The 14,730-nt window shown below is 60.5% G+C and carries 13 protein-coding genes and 1 pseudogene; 7 read left to right on the top strand and 7 right to left on the bottom strand.

What is annotated here, in order from left to right:
• Nucleotides 1–340 precede the first annotated feature (340 nt).
• The 4 genes from PSUM_RS26700 to PSUM_RS26685 all read left to right on the top strand — a co-directional run bounded on the left by PSUM_RS26700 (nucleotide 341) and on the right by PSUM_RS26685 (nucleotide 6,747).
• Complete coding sequence (locus tag PSUM_RS26700; RefSeq protein ID WP_008061943.1) at nucleotides 341–1,864, top strand: fumarate hydratase; 1,524 nt, start codon at nucleotides 341–343, stop codon at nucleotides 1,862–1,864.
• A gap of 189 nt (nucleotides 1,865–2,053) precedes the next feature.
• On the top strand, nucleotides 2,054–3,829 hold the full coding sequence (locus tag PSUM_RS26695) for a sensor histidine kinase (RefSeq protein ID WP_083349687.1): 1,776 nt from the start codon (nucleotides 2,054–2,056) through the stop codon (nucleotides 3,827–3,829).
• Nucleotides 3,814–5,145 (top strand): sigma-54-dependent transcriptional regulator, encoded by a 1,332-nt coding sequence (locus PSUM_RS26690; protein ID WP_033044968.1) that lies wholly within the window; start codon nucleotides 3,814–3,816, stop codon nucleotides 5,143–5,145. The genes PSUM_RS26695 and PSUM_RS26690 overlap by 16 nt, the downstream gene beginning before the upstream one ends.
• A gap of 282 nt (nucleotides 5,146–5,427) precedes the next feature.
• Complete coding sequence (locus tag PSUM_RS26685) at nucleotides 5,428–6,747, top strand: MFS transporter (RefSeq protein WP_033044967.1); 1,320 nt, start codon at nucleotides 5,428–5,430, stop codon at nucleotides 6,745–6,747.
• A 118-nt stretch (nucleotides 6,748–6,865) separates the two neighbouring features.
• Here PSUM_RS26685 and PSUM_RS26680 read toward each other — a convergent pair.
• Nucleotides 6,866–7,237, bottom strand: a pseudogene (locus PSUM_RS26680) (COG4705 family protein); the annotation flags it as partial.
• Between the two features lie 212 nt (nucleotides 7,238–7,449).
• On the opposite strand from PSUM_RS26680, the gene PSUM_RS26675 reads away from it, so the two are divergent.
• Entirely contained in the window at nucleotides 7,450–7,665 is a 216-nt protein-coding gene (locus PSUM_RS26675; RefSeq protein WP_008061934.1) for a hypothetical protein, read from the top strand.
• Between the two features lie 240 nt (nucleotides 7,666–7,905).
• Nucleotides 7,906–8,535 carry a flavin reductase family protein gene (locus PSUM_RS26670; RefSeq protein ID WP_020799488.1) on the top strand — a complete coding sequence of 210 codons (630 nt, stop codon included), beginning with the start codon at nucleotides 7,906–7,908 and terminating at the stop codon, nucleotides 8,533–8,535.
• Here PSUM_RS26670 and PSUM_RS26665 read toward each other — a convergent pair whose 3' ends face one another.
• Both PSUM_RS26665 and PSUM_RS26660 read right to left on the bottom strand, forming a co-directional pair.
• Nucleotides 8,536–8,766 carry a hypothetical protein gene (locus PSUM_RS26665; protein WP_020799486.1) on the bottom strand — a complete coding sequence of 77 codons (231 nt, stop codon included), beginning with the start codon at nucleotides 8,764–8,766 and terminating at the stop codon, nucleotides 8,536–8,538. It lies immediately after the preceding gene.
• Between the two features lie 41 nt (nucleotides 8,767–8,807).
• Nucleotides 8,808–9,161: a putative quinol monooxygenase gene (locus PSUM_RS26660; RefSeq protein ID WP_033041757.1), complete on the bottom strand. Its 354-nt coding sequence runs from the start codon at nucleotides 9,159–9,161 to the stop codon at nucleotides 8,808–8,810.
• A gap of 338 nt (nucleotides 9,162–9,499) precedes the next feature.
• Here PSUM_RS26660 and PSUM_RS26655 point away from each other — a divergent pair, with 338 nt between their 5' ends.
• Nucleotides 9,500–10,441 (top strand): AraC family transcriptional regulator, encoded by a 942-nt coding sequence (locus tag PSUM_RS26655; RefSeq protein WP_020799484.1) that lies wholly within the window; start codon nucleotides 9,500–9,502, stop codon nucleotides 10,439–10,441.
• A gap of 135 nt (nucleotides 10,442–10,576) precedes the next feature.
• On the opposite strand, the gene PSUM_RS26650 is transcribed toward PSUM_RS26655, so the two are convergent.
• The 4 genes from PSUM_RS26650 to PSUM_RS26635 form a co-directional block, all read right to left on the bottom strand.
• Nucleotides 10,577–11,632 carry an ABC transporter ATP-binding protein gene (locus PSUM_RS26650; RefSeq protein WP_033041989.1) on the bottom strand — a complete coding sequence of 352 codons (1,056 nt, stop codon included), beginning with the start codon at nucleotides 11,630–11,632 and terminating at the stop codon, nucleotides 10,577–10,579.
• 18 nt (nucleotides 11,633–11,650) lie between these two features.
• The gene (locus tag PSUM_RS26645; RefSeq protein WP_007986104.1) at nucleotides 11,651–12,499 is read right to left on the bottom strand and encodes an ABC transporter permease; all 849 of its coding nucleotides are present in this window, start codon (nucleotides 12,497–12,499) and stop codon (nucleotides 11,651–11,653) included.
• The gene (locus PSUM_RS26640; RefSeq protein WP_033041993.1) at nucleotides 12,496–13,404 is read right to left on the bottom strand and encodes an ABC transporter permease; all 909 of its coding nucleotides are present in this window, start codon (nucleotides 13,402–13,404) and stop codon (nucleotides 12,496–12,498) included. The genes PSUM_RS26645 and PSUM_RS26640 overlap by 4 nt, the downstream gene beginning before the upstream one ends.
• 173 nt (nucleotides 13,405–13,577) lie before the next feature.
• Complete coding sequence (locus tag PSUM_RS26635; RefSeq protein WP_020799480.1) at nucleotides 13,578–14,681, bottom strand: extracellular solute-binding protein; 1,104 nt, start codon at nucleotides 14,679–14,681, stop codon at nucleotides 13,578–13,580.
• Nucleotides 14,682–14,730 lie beyond the last annotated feature (49 nt).

Genomic DNA, 14,730 nt, shown 5'->3' with positions numbered 1-14,730 from the left:
AATGTCACTTTAGTGGTGCGGCCGATAAATAACCATTCAATTTTCGGGTGACACAATTTCACTGTGAGCTGCCGCAGGCTGCGATCTTTTGATCTTGATCTTAAAAACAAAATCAAAAGATCGCAGCCTTCGACAGCTCCTACGGGGATCGGGCACGACAATCAGACCAAGGTTTGACCGCCGGCGCGTGTACCTGCCTTTGATGCGCGGTATACTGCCGCGCCTTTTTAGCGTCGCGCCAGCATGCCCGGCGTGCCTTGAAAGGTGCTTGCAACCGACCGAAGTACCCAAGCTGCAAGCACCTTATTGAATGTTCCCGTCTTTTAGAGGAGCGCGACTCATGACCGTGATCAAGCAAGACGACCTGATTCAGAGCGTTGCCGACGCCCTGCAGTTCATTTCCTATTACCACCCCGTGGATTTCATCCAGGCGATGCACGAAGCCTACCTGCGCGAAGAATCGCCAGCGGCCCGTGACTCCATGGCGCAGATCCTGATCAACTCGCGGATGTGCGCCACCGGCCACCGCCCGATCTGCCAGGACACCGGCATCGTCACCGTTTTCGTTCGCGTAGGCATGGACGTACGTTGGGATGGCGCCACCATGGGCCTGGACGACATGATCAACGAAGGCGTGCGCCGGGCTTACAACCTGCCGGAAAACGTCCTGCGCGCCTCGATCCTCGCCGACCCGGCGGGCGCTCGTAAAAACACCAAGGACAACACCCCGGCCGTCATCCACTACTCCATCGTTCCGGGTAACACCGTGGAAGTGGACGTGGCAGCCAAGGGTGGCGGTTCCGAGAACAAGTCGAAAATGGCCATGCTCAACCCGTCCGACTCGATCGTCGACTGGGTGCTCAAGACCGTTCCGACCATGGGTGCCGGCTGGTGCCCACCGGGCATGCTCGGCATCGGCATCGGCGGCACCGCCGAGAAAGCCGCGGTGATGGCCAAGGAAGTGTTGATGGAGTCCATCGACATTCACGAGCTTAAGGCCCGCGGCCCGCAGAACCGCATCGAAGAAATGCGCCTGGAGCTGTTCGAGAAGGTCAACCAGCTGGGCATCGGCGCCCAGGGCCTCGGCGGCCTGACCACCGTGCTCGACGTGAAGATCATGGATTACCCGACCCACGCCGCCTCGTTGCCGGTGTGCATGATCCCGAACTGCGCCGCTACCCGTCACGCGCACTTCGTGCTCGACGGTTCTGGCCCGGCATCCCTGGAAGCGCCACCTTTGGACGCCTACCCGGAAATCGTCTGGGAAGCGGGTCCGTCGGCCCGTCGCGTCAACCTCGACACCCTGACCCCGGAAGAAGTGCAGAGCTGGAAGCCGGGCGAAACCGTCCTGCTCAACGGCAAGATGCTTACCGGTCGCGACGCTGCGCACAAGCGCATGGTCGAGATGCTGAACAAGGGTGAAACCCTGCCGGTGGACCTGAAGGGTCGCTTCATCTATTACGTCGGCCCGGTCGATCCGGTGCGCGAAGAAGTGGTAGGCCCGGCTGGCCCGACCACCGCCACGCGCATGGACAAGTTTACCCGTCAGATTCTCGAGCAAACCGGCCTGCTGGGCATGATCGGCAAATCCGAGCGCGGCCCGACCGCAATCGACGCGATCAAGGACCACAAGGCCGTTTACCTGATGGCAGTGGGCGGCGCGGCTTACCTGGTGGCGCAAGCGATCAAGAAATCCCGCGTGGTGGCATTCGCCGAACTGGGCATGGAAGCGATCTACGAGTTCGACGTGAAAGACATGCCAGTGACTGTCGCAGTCGACAGCAAGGGCGAGTCGGTACACATCACCGGTCCTGCCATCTGGCAGCAAAAGATCAGTGAAAGCCTGGCGGTGGAAGTGCAGTAAGCTGCACTGAAACCCCAACAAACCGGCCGGTCGGCAACGACCCGCCGGTTTTTTTTGGCTGGTAACAAACTGAAACGCCTGGGATCGACCATCACGGTAAAACCAGCGCCAGCGCATGGGTACCGGCGAGAGATGACTGCCCTCCACATGGTATTGTGCTCCCCCTCATTTTTTCCTGTTGTCCACTGCATGCCGCTGACTTCCCGATCCCTGCGCCTGCCGCTGTACACCGTGCTGATCATCGCCGGTGCCGCCATTGCTGCCACCCTGGCCATGCGCCACACCGTGCGCCAGTCCCTGGTTGAAGATGCGGCCCGTGCCAATCAGCAATTGGCGCTGTATGCCACATCCCTGCACACCCTGATCGAACGCTACCGCGCCCTGCCCTCGGTGCTGGCGCTGGACCCGCAGCTGCGTGACGCGCTCAAAGGCCCGGTCAACCCAGAGCAACAGGACGTGCTGAACCGCAAGCTGGAAAAGATCAATGGCGCCGCCGAGTCCTCGACCCTGGAACTGCTCGATCGCACCGGTCTCGCCGTGGCAGCAAGCAACTGGCGCTTGCCCAGCAGTTACGTCGGCCACAATTATGGCTTTCGCCCTTACTTCAACCAGACCCGCACCCAGGGCACCGGGCGTTTTTATGCCGTGGGGGTGACCAGCGGGATACCGGGCTACTTCTTGTCCAGTGCCGTGACCAACGACGACGGGCAGTTTCTCGGAGCCATGGTAGTGAAGCTCGAATTTCCCGAACTGGAACGCGAATGGCGCCAGGGCAACGACACGCTGCTGGTCAGCGATGCACGCGGCATCATCTTCATCGCCAATCAGCCGGGCTGGCGCTATCGCCAATTGAAACCGTTGAGCGACAGCGACCTTGCCGAGCTCAAGGCCACCCGCCAATACGACAAGCAGCCGCTGACGCGGCTCGACTATCAATCGTTGCGCCGCTTCGACGACAACAGCGAACTGGCGCGGGTCGACGGTCCGGACGGCAAGACGGATTACCTGTGGGAATCCCTGCCGCTGGCCGCCGAGGGCTGGACGCTGCACCTGCTGCGTCGTCCGCAAGTAGCATTCGAAGACAGTCGCAACGCCGCCCTCGCCGCAGCCGGCCTGTGGCTGACACTGGTGTTTCTGCTGCTGTTCCTCAATCAGCGCTGGCGCCTGGCAAAAATGCGCCAGCGTAGTCGCGAAGAGCTCGAACAGCTGGTGGAAGAGCGTACCCGCGACCTGCGCACCGCCCAGGAGGGTCTGGTGCAATCGGCCAAACTCGCGGCCCTCGGCCAGATGTCGGCGGCGCTGGCCCATGAAATCAATCAACCACTGACCGCCCAGCGCATGCAGCTGGCGACGCTGCGACTGTTGCTCGACCACGGCCGGGTCGACGACGCCTACAAGGCTCTCAAGCCGGTGGATGACATGCTGACGCGCATGGCCGCCCTCACCGGCCACCTGAAAACCTTCGCCCGCAAAAGCCCCAGCGGTTTGCGCGAACGCCTGGACCTGGCATCGGTGGTGGACCAATCGCTTGAGCTGCTCGACACTCGCCTGCGCGACGAACAGGTCAGCACCGTGCTGCACCTGGCGCGCCCGGCGTGGGTGCGCGGCGACGCAATTCGCCTGGAGCAAGTGTTGATCAATCTGCTACGCAACGCTCTGGATGCGATGCAGGACAAACCCTGCAAACGCCTGGAAATCCGCCTGGAAGCCGACGAACAACTGTGGCGCCTGAGCGTCATCGACAACGGCGGCGGCATCGCCGAAGAAAACCTGTCGAAGGTCTTCGATCCCTTTTTCACCACCAAACCGGTGGGTGATGGCCTGGGCATCGGTCTGGCCGTATCCTTTGCCATCGTTCACGAATCGGGAGGACGCCTGAGCGCCGATAATCACGACAACGGCGCGGTGTTCACACTCACCTTGCCCATCGATCCGGAGGCTCCTGGCACATGCTCAATTCAGTGATGGTGGTCGACGACGAAAGCAGCATCCGCAGCGCCGTCGAGCAGTGGTTGGGCCTGTCGGGTTTCCAGGTGCAACTGTTCAGCCGCGCCGACGAATGCCTGGCGCAACTGCCCGCGCATTACCCCGGAGTGATCCTCAGCGACGTGCGCATGCCCGGCATGTCCGGGCTGGAACTGCTGGCTGAAGTCCAGCGCCGCGATGCCGACTTGCCGGTGATTCTGCTGACCGGCCATGGCGACGTGCCGATGGCTGTCGATGCGATGCGCGATGGCGCTTACGACTTCCTGGAAAAACCCTTCAGCCCGCAAACCCTGCTTGGCAGCCTGCACCGCGCGCTGGACAAGCGCCGGCTGGTGCTGGAAAACCGCGCCTTGCACGAGCAGGCCGACAACCGCGCCAAACTCGACGCGACGCTGCTGGGTGTGTCCCGTGGCTTGCAGACGCTACGTCGCCAGGTTCTTGATTTGGCGGCGTTGCCGGTCAACGTATTGATCCGCGGTGAAACCGGTAGCGGCAAAGAACTGGTTGCCCGCTGCCTGCACGATTTCGGGCCGCGCGCCGATAAACCCTTCGTCGCCTTGAATTGCGCGGCCATCCCCGAACAATTGTTCGAAGCAGAACTGTTTGGCCACGAAAGCGGCGCATTCACCGGTGCCCAAGGCAAGCGCATCGGCAAACTCGAATACGCCGATGGCGGCACGTTGTTTCTCGATGAAATCGAAAGCATGCCCCTGGCCCAGCAAGTGAAATTGCTGCGGGTGCTACAGGAGCAGAAGCTTGAGCGCTTGGGCTCGAACCAGAGTATTCGAGTGGATTTGCGCATCATCGCCGCAACCAAGCCGGACTTGCTCGACGAAGCACGGGCCGGACGTTTCCGCGAGGACCTGGCTTACCGTTTGAACGTCGCCGAATTGCGCCTGCCACCGCTGCGTGACCGTCGCGAAGACATTCCGTTGTTGTACGAGGCCTTTGCCCAAAGTGCTGCAGAGCGACTGGGGCGAACCTTTGCGCCGTTGAGCGGGCCCCAGTTGAGCCATCTGTTGAGTCACGACTGGCCAGGCAATGTGCGCGAACTGGCAAACGTAGCCGAGCGCCAGGTGTTGGGGCTTGGCGAGCCTGTGCCGGCGGGCATCGAGCCGGGACAGTCACTGGCAGCGCAGCAGGAAGCGTTTGAAGCGCAGTGCCTGCGCGCAGCATTGACCCGGCACAAGGGTGATGTGAAGGCGGTGCTTGAAGAACTGCAGCTGCCGCGCCGGACGTTCAATGAAAAGATGCAGCGGCATGGGCTTAACCGAGAGATGTTTCTCGGTGAATGATCGTTCCCACGCTCTGCGTGGGAATGCCTCGACGGACGCTCCGCGTTCGGCTTTTGGGACGCAGAGCGTCCCTGGCTGCATTCCCACGCGGAGCATGGGAACGATCAAAGCGTTAAGCGGTTTTTCGCTCACACCCTCTCCAGAATAAGCGGATTTCCGCTCACTCAAACCTCAATCCCCCTCTAAACCGGCCCTCTCCCTCTTGGCACAGCTCCTGCTATAGCCCCCGCAGGCTGCGTTTATGCGCGCTCCACAAAAAATAATTAAACGAAGGATCCTTCAATGGATAACTCCAATACCCTGCCCCGTGGGTCGGTTGCCGCGCCGGCAAAAGAACGAACCACTTCCAGCCGTATCAAATCTATCTTCAGCGGTTCTGTCGGCAACATGGTCGAGTGGTATGACTGGTACGTCTACGCCGCTTTCTCGCTCTATTTCGCCAAGACCTTTTTCCCCAAAGGCGACACCACCGCACAACTGCTGAATACCGCTGCGATTTTCGCCGTGGGTTTCCTGATGCGCCCGATCGGCGGGTGGCTGATGGGCCTGTACGCTGACAAAGTCGGACGCAAGAAAGCCCTGATGGCCTCGGTGTACCTGATGTGCTTCGGTTCGCTCCTGATCGCCCTGAGCCCGGGCTATGAAATCATCGGTATCGGTGCGCCGATCCTGCTGGTGTTCGCCCGCTTGCTGCAAGGCCTGTCGGTCGGTGGCGAATACGGCACCTCCGCTACTTACCTGAGCGAGATGGCGACCAAGGAACGTCGCGGTTTCTACTCCAGCTTCCAGTACGTGACCCTGATCTCCGGTCAACTCATAGCACTGGGTGTACTGATCGTCCTGCAGAACGTACTGACCACCGAAGAGCTATACGCCTGGGGCTGGCGCATCCCGTTCGCGATCGGCGCGCTGTGTGCCGTGGTCGCACTGTACCTGCGCCGTGGCATGGAAGAAACCGAGTCGTTCACCAAGAAAGAAAAGGCCAAGGAAAGCGCGATGCGCACCCTGATGCGCCATCCGAAAGAGCTGATGACCGTGGTTGGCCTGACCATGGGCGGGACCCTGGCGTTCTACACCTACACCACCTACATGCAGAAATACCTGGTGAACACCGTCGGCATGAGCATTTCCGACTCCACCACCATCTCTGCCGCCACGCTGTTCCTGTTCATGTGCCTGCAGCCAATCATCGGTGGCCTGTCGGACAAGATCGGCCGACGTCCGATCCTGATCGCCTTTGGCGTACTGGGCACGATTTTCACCGTGCCGATCCTCACCACCTTGCACACCATCACGACCTGGTGGGGCGCGTTCTTCCTGATCATGGCGGCACTGATCATCGTCAGCGGCTACACCTCGATCAACGCGGTGGTCAAAGCCGAGCTGTTCCCGACCGAAATCCGCGCCTTGGGCGTAGGCCTGCCGTATGCCCTGACCGTGTCGATCTTCGGCGGCACCGCTGAATACATCGCGCTGTGGTTCAAGAGCATTGGCATGGAAACCGGTTACTACTGGTATGTCACGGCGTGCATCGCCGTGTCCCTGCTGGTGTACGTCACCATGAAAGACACCCGCAAGCATTCGCGGATCGTCACTGACTGACAGTCGCATCGAGGTCGGTCATACCGGCCTCTTCGCGATCAGGCTCGCTCCCACAAGGGCTGATTCACTCGGATCCATTGTGGGAGCGAGGCTTGCCCGCGAAGGGGACGCCTCGGTATCAAGTCAACTCGACTACCGCCCGATTCGCGTACGTGTTCTGCGCGTACGAAGCCCCCGCAATCATCACCACCAGAATCCCCGCCAGCACCAGCGTCGAACCAATGGTGCCAAAGTCCAGCCCACCCTTTTCATGTGGCTTGGTCAGGAAATCACCCAATGTCGCGCCGAACGGCCGGGTGAGCACGAACGCCACCCAGAACAACAGCACCGACGAAATCTTCGTGAAGTATTTGAGCAGCACGACCAACGCAATGGTCGAGCCGATCAATAGCGCGCCACCGGCAAAGCCAAGCCCCGAGTCATCAGCCAGGTAATCGCCAAGCGCGGTGCCCAGGGTCTTGGAAAACAGAATCGCCATCCAATGGATTAATCACGAGTTAATGCCCGGCCGCCATCCTGAGTTTGCCTGATCGGTTAAATGCGATGCGTTCACTAGTCTCTGAAAGCAGTAAAGCCTCACGGCCTTAACATCTACTTAATCGATTGTTTTTAGCATTATTTTGCGCTTTTTAATCAGTTTAATTGGCGTAGCATGAAACCCATGCCCGAGAGACAAAACGCCAAAGAACCTGGAGAAATGAAATGAAAACCAAACTGTTCCTCGCCATCGCCCTGTCCGTACTGGCCGCCAACACCTTCGCTGCCGACGGTTACGACCGCACTGGTTCCGCTGTTGCAGCAGACGGCTATGACCGCACGGGTTCCGCTACCGTCGCCGCAGATGGCTACGACCGCACCGGCGGCGCCACTGTCGCTGAAGATGGTTACGACCGCACTGGCGGTGCTTCCGTCAGCTAATCCGCAAGATTGGCACCAAAGCCCGGCTTCGGCCGGGCTTAGTCATTTCTGGAGCACAGCAAAAACATGCGCACTGTCACAACACCTGTAGGAGCTGCCGCAGGCTGCGATCTTTTGATTTCCAACGGCAAGATCAAAAGATCGCAGCCTGCGGCAGCTCCTACGAGATGTTTATTGGCTGGAAAAATAGTGCCGGTCCCAGCACCATGACCGCCTATCGAAAGCCCCAGGATTTTCTCCATGCCCGATGACATCCACTACTACGAACCCGCCAATGGCCACGGCCTGCCCCACGACCCGTTCAACGCGATCGTCGGCCCGCGCCCCATCGGCTGGATTTCTTCACAGGATGGCGAAGGCCGCTTGAACCTGGCGCCCTACAGCTTTTTCAACGCCTTCAACTACATCCCGCCGATCATTGGATTTTCCAGCGTCGGGCGCAAAGACAGCCTGAACAACATTGAACAGACGGGTGAATTCGCCTGGAACCTCGCCACCCGGCCACTGGCCGAGCAGATGAACCAGAGCAGTGCCATGGTCGGACCGCAGGTCAACGAGTTCGAACTGGCAGGCCTGACCACCGTCCCCTCGAAAGTCATTCAGGTGCCACGGGTCGCCGAAAGCCCGGTGTCTTTCGAATGCAAGGTCACCCAGATTATTCAGCTGCAGCGGGCGGACGGAAATGTGGTGCCGAGCTGGCTGATTCTCGGCGAAGTCGTCGCCGTGCATATCGCCAAGTGGCTATTGAAGGATGGGGTGTACGACACCGCCGCGGCAGAACCGATTCTGCGCGGCGGCGGGCCGGCGGATTATTTCCAGCTGGGGCCTGAGGCATTGTTCAAGATGTATCGCCCGGGGGCGGTGAAGTGATTACCAGAGCAGGTCGGTGTTTTCCTTGACGTCCTTGAGGCGAGTCAGCTCCTTCGCGGCCGCATCATCGGCCTCGTGAGCGGTCTTGAAGGTCTGGCCTTCCAACACTTTGTGAAAACGCGGGGCGCCGGAACCACCCAATGCCTTGACTGCGATTGCGGCGTGGTAGCCACCCTCGCCCGGTACTACAGCTGAAACGGCTTCGAAGTGTTCAAAGGCTTTGCGTGCCATGTCGCGCATCCTGGCTAGTTGAGAATGCTGCCATTAAACCCTCAACCGGCCAGTTTGTGTACCGCTGCCCCGGACTGTCGCAACGCCTGCGTCGCCGACACGTCCTTGAAGGTGTGAAAATCCAGGCTGTCGACCACCAGTTCCTGCACCAGCTCGGCAAAAACCTCCATGGCCGGCGTGCTGAAGTACGCGTTCATGGCCTGCTGGTTGACCCAAAAACCGGACACCAGCCACAACTGCGGATCGCATTGCGACTGCTGCAAGGCGAAGCTCAGGCAGCCTGGTGCGGCCCGCGACGGCTCGATCAGCGCGCTCAGGCGCACTCCCAGTTCTTGAGAACGCCCCGGGCGTGCCCGGACAAAGGCCATATGACTGACGGGGATCTGCTTTGACATGTTCAACCCTCCCGGGGAGTCGCGAGGCAGCCAGCGGAACGGGCTGCGACAGGATCCAAGGTTAAAGGCCGATGTGCCTGTGTCGTTAGTCGATTCCTGCCGGCGCGTTGCACAATCCTGCGAACGTGCATGAACTGGCTGTAACAACATGGAAAATCCTGTCACGGTTCTGCCATGCGAGTTTCAAGCAAGTTTTCCCGTCTGCATCCCGCATTGCCCGTGCACGGAAACAACCCCGTGCAGAATCAGGCAAGCATCTGGCAGGATGTGTCTACCGCTGTTGCTTGCACAAACATATGCTCTGCCCCATCACCCATGCCTTGCCGAGGATGCCTTGCATGTCGTCTCTCGATCACTTTTCACACCCGCCGCAAACCCCGCTGGACACCGACATGGAAAAGCAGCGCACGGAACTGGCGGCGATCATCCGTCGCAACACTGCCGAAGATGGCAGTTATGCCACTGCCATCGGCTCACTGTTCATGTCGCGCCACAGCCAGTCCCACGAGTTCGCCCCGGTACTGGCGCAACCAGCGCTGTGCATCATGGCCCAGGGACGCAAAGAAGTTCAGCTGGCTAACGAGTATTTCAATTACGACCCGCTGAACTACCTGGTGGTCTCGGTCTCGATGCCGCTGAGCGGGCGGGTGGTCAATGTCTCGACCGAGGAACCGATCCTGGCCTTGCGGCTGGACATTGACCCCGCGGAGATCACCGCGCTGATCGCCGACGCCGGTCCCCTCGGCGTACCCACCCGGCCAACCGGACGCGGGTTGTATGTCGAACGTCTCGACAGCGCAATGCTCGACGCCGTGCTGCGCCTGGCGCGATTGCTCGACACGCCGAAAGACATCACCATGCTCGCGCCGCTGATTCGTCGGGAAATTCTCTACCGGTTATTACGCAGCAAGCAGGGGCATCGGCTGTATGAAATTGCCATTGCCAACAGTCAGAGTCATCGCATCAGCCAGGCGATCAAGTGGCTCAACAGCAACTATGAGCAGCCGCTGCGTATCGATGACCTGGCCAAAGAAGTGAACTTGAGCGTGTCGACGTTGCATCACCGCTTCAAAGCGATGACGGCAATGAGTCCGTTGCAGTATCAAAAGCAGCTACGCCTGCAGGAGGCGCGGCGCTTGATGCTGGCCGAAGGGCTGGAGGCTTCGGCGGCGGGGTATCGGGTCGGCTATGAAAGCCCTTCGCAATTCAGCCGGGAGTACAGCCGGTTGTTCGGCGCGCCGCCGTTGCGGGACCTGGCGCGGTTGCGCCTGAGTGTCTAGCTGAGATTTGTGTGGGGTGTGCCGGCCCTTTCGCGAGCAGGCTCGCTCCCACATTTGATCTTTGGTGTTAACAAATGCTGTGTTCACAGAAGATCCACTGTGGGAGCGAGCCTGCTCGCGAAGAGGCCAGTACAGTCAGGCGCCGAGTACGCGGCAAGCCTCTGCCGGCAATGTCACCGACACCGGATGCCCAACGCTCAAGCCAAACCCCTGGCACGGTGTACTCAGCGCGGTAAACGACACCCCGGAACACTCCACCGTAGTCTCGATGGTCGCGCCGATATCGCGCACGAAGGTCACCTTGCCCAGCAAGCGGTTACCCGCCGTGGCTTGCGGCGCCGACAGTTGCAGGTCTTCCGGGCGAATCAGCATCTTCACTTTTTCACCGACCACAATGCTGCTGCAGATTGGCACTTGCAACGCATCGCCGCCCGGCAGGCTGACCTTGCCGTCGCCCAGCGCCGTGGCTGGGAAGATGTTGCCCGAGCCGATGAAGTCCGCGACAAACTCGTTGGCCGGGTGGCGGTAGATTTCGATCGGCGTACCCACCTGCTGCACCTTGTGCTCGCCCAGCACGACAACGATATCAGCCATGGTCATGGCCTCGCGCTGGTCGTGGGTCACCATGATGGTGGTGATGTTCAGACGCTGTTGCAACTGACGGATTTCCACCTGCATCGACTCACGCAGCTTGGCGTCCAGCGCCGACAGCGGCTCGTCGAGCAACAGGATTTTCGGGTGGTTGGCAATCGCCCGGGCAATCGCCACGCGTTGCCGTTGGCCGCCGGAGAGTTTCGCTACCGGGCGATCGATCATCGCTTGCAGCTGAATCAACTCCAGCAACTCCACCACCCGCGCCTGCTGGTCAGCCTTGCTGACCCCGCGCAGTTTCAGTGGATAGGCGATGTTTTCCCCCACGGTCATGTGCGGGAACAACGCCAGGGACTGGAACACCATGCCGAAATTACGCAGGTGCGCCGGGGTATGGCCGATGTCCTCGCCGTCCAGGCGAATCTCGCCACCGCTCAGGGTTTCCAGGCCGGCGATCATGCGCAGCAAGGTGGTTTTGCCGCAACCGGACGGGCCCAGGAAACACACCAGCTTGCCCTCGGGCAAATGCAGGTTCACATCTTTTACCGCGCAGGCCGAGCCGTAATATTTCTCGACGTTTTCCAGAATCAGACCAGACATAAGAATCACCTCAAGAAATCAGAACGAAACGCCACCTTCACCGACCAGCTTCTCCAGCGCCCAGATCAGGACGAAGTCGATCAGCACGATCAGCACGGCAAACGAAAATACGGTTGGATCGAGCGACGACACGGTGCGGCTGTACATCCAGATCGGCACGGTCATCACATCGATGGTGTAGAGGAAATAGGTCACGGTGAACTCGTTGAACGAGACGATGAACGCCAGCAACATGCCTGCCAGGATCCCCGACTTCATCAACGGCACCACCACGTCGACAATCGCCCGCAGCGGCGAAGCACCTAGCATTTGCGCGGCTTCTTCGACTTCGCTGCCGATCGAGAGCATGGCCGCCGTGCAGTTCTTCACCACGAACGGCAGTGCCAGGATCACGTGGGCGATCACCAGCCGCGAAGTGGTCATCTGGAACGGCAGGCTGTCGAACACCAGCAGCAACGCCAGGCCCAGCACCACCATCGGGAACACCAGGGGCAGCGACATCAATTGCAGCGCCACGGCCTTGCCACGGAACTCGCAACGGGTCAGGGCATAGGCCGCCGGCACGGCGATGATGGTCGCGAAGACCATGGTCAGGCACGACACCATCAGGCTGGTGGTCATGGCCTTGCCCAGGCTCAGCACATCGCTGGCGTCCGGCGATACGAAGGTGTGCCAGGCTGCCTTGTACCATTGCAGGCTATAGCTGCTGGGCGGGAAGTCGAGGTTCGACGCGCCGCTGAACGACATCACGATCATGGTCAGGATCGGCAATACCGCCAGCAGCAGGATGAAGCCCGAAAGGATGCCGGCAAACTTGCCGGTCTCGCCGGGCAACAGCCCATATCGCTTCTTGGTCAGGGTGCTCATTGGGAAGCCTCCAGCATGCGCCGACGACGGCCAGTGATGAATTCGGACAAGGTCATGATCGCCAGGGTGGTGACGATCAGCACCACGCCGGCGGCGGACGCGGCGGGCCAGTTCATCAGCGGGGCGATCTGGTCATGCACCATCACCGCCAGCATCGGCACGCGTCGACCACCGAGCAGCAGCGGCACCACGAAGCTGCTGGCGTTGTAGGCAAACACCAGCGTCGCGCCGGTGATGATCCCCGGCAGGCTCATAGGCAAGACCACTTGGCGGAACACCTGGAAACGACTGGCGCCGAGGGTGGCGGCTGCTTCTTCGTAGCTGCGGGCGACGCCGCGCATGGCGCTGGCAATCGGCAGCACGGCCAGCGGGAAGGCGGTTTGCACCAGGCCCATCAACACGCCGTTCTGGTTGTACAACAGCATGATCGGGCGCTTGATCAGGCCCAGGCCCATCAGTGCCTGGTTGAGCATGCCGCCGGGACCGAGAATCACCAGCCAGCCGTAGCTTTGCAGCAGCAGGTTGACCAGCAACGGCAACAGCACTGCGGCGAGAAAGATCCGCCGCACAAACGGCGAAGTCAGGCGCGACATGGTGTAGGCCACCGGGATCGCCAGTATCACCGCGATCACCGCGCTGATCAGCGCCAGGCGCAGGGTCAGCATCAGCGATTTGAGGTAGTAGGGTTCAAGCAATTGGGCGTAGCTGGCCAGGCTGAACCCGGACCATTCCGCGCCTTTGGTGCCCACGCTCATGCGCAGCACCAGCAGGCTGGCGGCAATCAGTACGCCAAGAAACAGCATCGACGGCGTGAGGAAAAACCAGGCACGGGCCGTCGGCGAAACACCCCGGTTCGGGCGCGGCTCGGCGACACTGACCGAATGGGTCAAAGGTTGGTGTTCCATAGCAAAGGTCTCGTCAATGGAAAGCAGCTGAAACACAGATCTTCCAGACACATCATTCCCTTGTGGGAGCGAGCCTGCTCGCGAAAGCGATTTGTCAGTCGACATCAAGGGTGAATGTCAGACCGCATTCGCGAGCAGGCTCGCTCCCACAGGGGATCTTCAGTGGTCGAAGATCAGGAAGAAAAGATTTCCGTGTAACGACGAATCCATTGGTCATGCACGGTGGCCAGGAAGGCGTTGTCGTGCATGATCGCCTTCTCGGCAATCTGCTCCGGGGTGAGAATGTACGGGCTCTTGCGCGCTTCGGCGGAGATGATCGCCTTGGCGTTGACCGGGCCGTTGTAGATGTCTTCAGCCATCTTGCCCTGCACCAGCGGGTCCAGGGAGTGGTTGATGAAGGCGTAGGTCAGGTCGGTATCGCCCGGACGATTCTTCGGCATCACCGAGAGCATCAGGTCGGTGTAGAAACCTTCCTTCATGCCGAAGGTGGCGCCCAGACCGTAGTTCGGATCGCGGATCTGTTTCGGGAAAAACGCCGGGGCGTACAGGCCGCCCATGTCCAGGGAGCCAGTGCGGAACAGTTCGGCAATCTGGTTCGGGTTCTCGCCCAGGGTCACCACACGATCCTTGAGCTCGGCGAGTTTCTTGAAGCCCGGCTCGATGTTGTGCTCGTCACCACCGGCCAGTTTGGCGGCGATGATGATCAGATCCATGGCCTCGGTCCAGTTCGGCGGCGGCAGGAAGATGTTCGGCGACAGGTCGGCGTCCCACAGGGCGGCATAGCTGTCCGGTGCCTGCTTGATGGTGCGCGTGCTGTAGACCAGGCTGTTGCACCAGAGCAGGTAGCCGATACCGTGGCCATTGGCGCCGGTGCGGTATTTCTCCGGTACGTCGACCAGGTTAGGGATGCGGTTGAGGTCGGGCTTTTCCAGCAGGTTGGCGGCGGCCAGGCCTTCGGCGCCGACGCCGGCCAGGGTGATGATGTCGTACTGCGGACGATCACCGCCGGCCTTGAGTTTGGCGACCATTTCCGAGGTACTGCCGGTGCGGTCGGCGATGACCTTGCAGCCGTACTTGTCTTCGAAGGTCGCGGCGATGTTGCGCAGTGCGGCCAGGCCGGTATCGTCGGACCAGGTCAGCAGGCGCAGGGTCTTGCCTTGAAAGCGGGTGTCGCTGGCGTTGGCCTTGACGAACGGCAGGCTCATGGCCGCCGCGGCAACCGAGGCTACGCCCACGGTCTTGATGAATTGACGTCTGTTCAGATCATGCTCGCCCATTACGGACTCCCTTTGTTTTTGTAGGTATAAGGCAGGTCGAAACTGTTGC

The sequence above is a fragment of the Pseudomonas umsongensis genome (assembly GCF_002236105.1).
Lineage (GTDB): Bacteria > Pseudomonadota > Gammaproteobacteria > Pseudomonadales > Pseudomonadaceae > Aquipseudomonas > Aquipseudomonas umsongensis.
The sequence above is the reverse complement of the archived record's forward strand: the minus strand, read 5'-3'. Positions and strand labels throughout refer to the sequence as shown.

What these genes read in the sequence shown, in the direction of transcription:
- PSUM_RS26700 (WP_008061943.1), top strand. Translation starts at nt 341, where the DNA reads ATGACCGTGATCAAGCAAGACGACCTGATTCAGAGCGTTGCCGACGCC.
- PSUM_RS26695 (WP_083349687.1), top strand. Translation starts at nt 2,054, where the DNA reads ATGCCGCTGACTTCCCGATCCCTGCGCCTGCCGCTGTACACCGTGCTG.
- PSUM_RS26690 (WP_033044968.1), top strand. Translation starts at nt 3,814, where the DNA reads ATGCTCAATTCAGTGATGGTGGTCGACGACGAAAGCAGCATCCGCAGC.
- PSUM_RS26685 (WP_033044967.1), top strand. Translation starts at nt 5,428, where the DNA reads ATGGATAACTCCAATACCCTGCCCCGTGGGTCGGTTGCCGCGCCGGCA.
- PSUM_RS26675 (WP_008061934.1), top strand. Translation starts at nt 7,450, where the DNA reads ATGAAAACCAAACTGTTCCTCGCCATCGCCCTGTCCGTACTGGCCGCC.
- PSUM_RS26670 (WP_020799488.1), top strand. Translation starts at nt 7,906, where the DNA reads ATGCCCGATGACATCCACTACTACGAACCCGCCAATGGCCACGGCCTG.
- PSUM_RS26665 (WP_020799486.1), bottom strand. Translation starts at nt 8,766, where the DNA reads ATGGCACGCAAAGCCTTTGAACACTTCGAAGCCGTTTCAGCTGTAGTA.
- PSUM_RS26660 (WP_033041757.1), bottom strand. Translation starts at nt 9,161, where the DNA reads ATGTCAAAGCAGATCCCCGTCAGTCATATGGCCTTTGTCCGGGCACGC.
- PSUM_RS26655 (WP_020799484.1), top strand. Translation starts at nt 9,500, where the DNA reads ATGTCGTCTCTCGATCACTTTTCACACCCGCCGCAAACCCCGCTGGAC.
- PSUM_RS26650 (WP_033041989.1), bottom strand. Translation starts at nt 11,632, where the DNA reads ATGTCTGGTCTGATTCTGGAAAACGTCGAGAAATATTACGGCTCGGCC.
- PSUM_RS26645 (WP_007986104.1), bottom strand. Translation starts at nt 12,499, where the DNA reads ATGAGCACCCTGACCAAGAAGCGATATGGGCTGTTGCCCGGCGAGACC.
- PSUM_RS26640 (WP_033041993.1), bottom strand. Translation starts at nt 13,404, where the DNA reads ATGGAACACCAACCTTTGACCCATTCGGTCAGTGTCGCCGAGCCGCGC.
- PSUM_RS26635 (WP_020799480.1), bottom strand. Translation starts at nt 14,681, where the DNA reads ATGGGCGAGCATGATCTGAACAGACGTCAATTCATCAAGACCGTGGGC.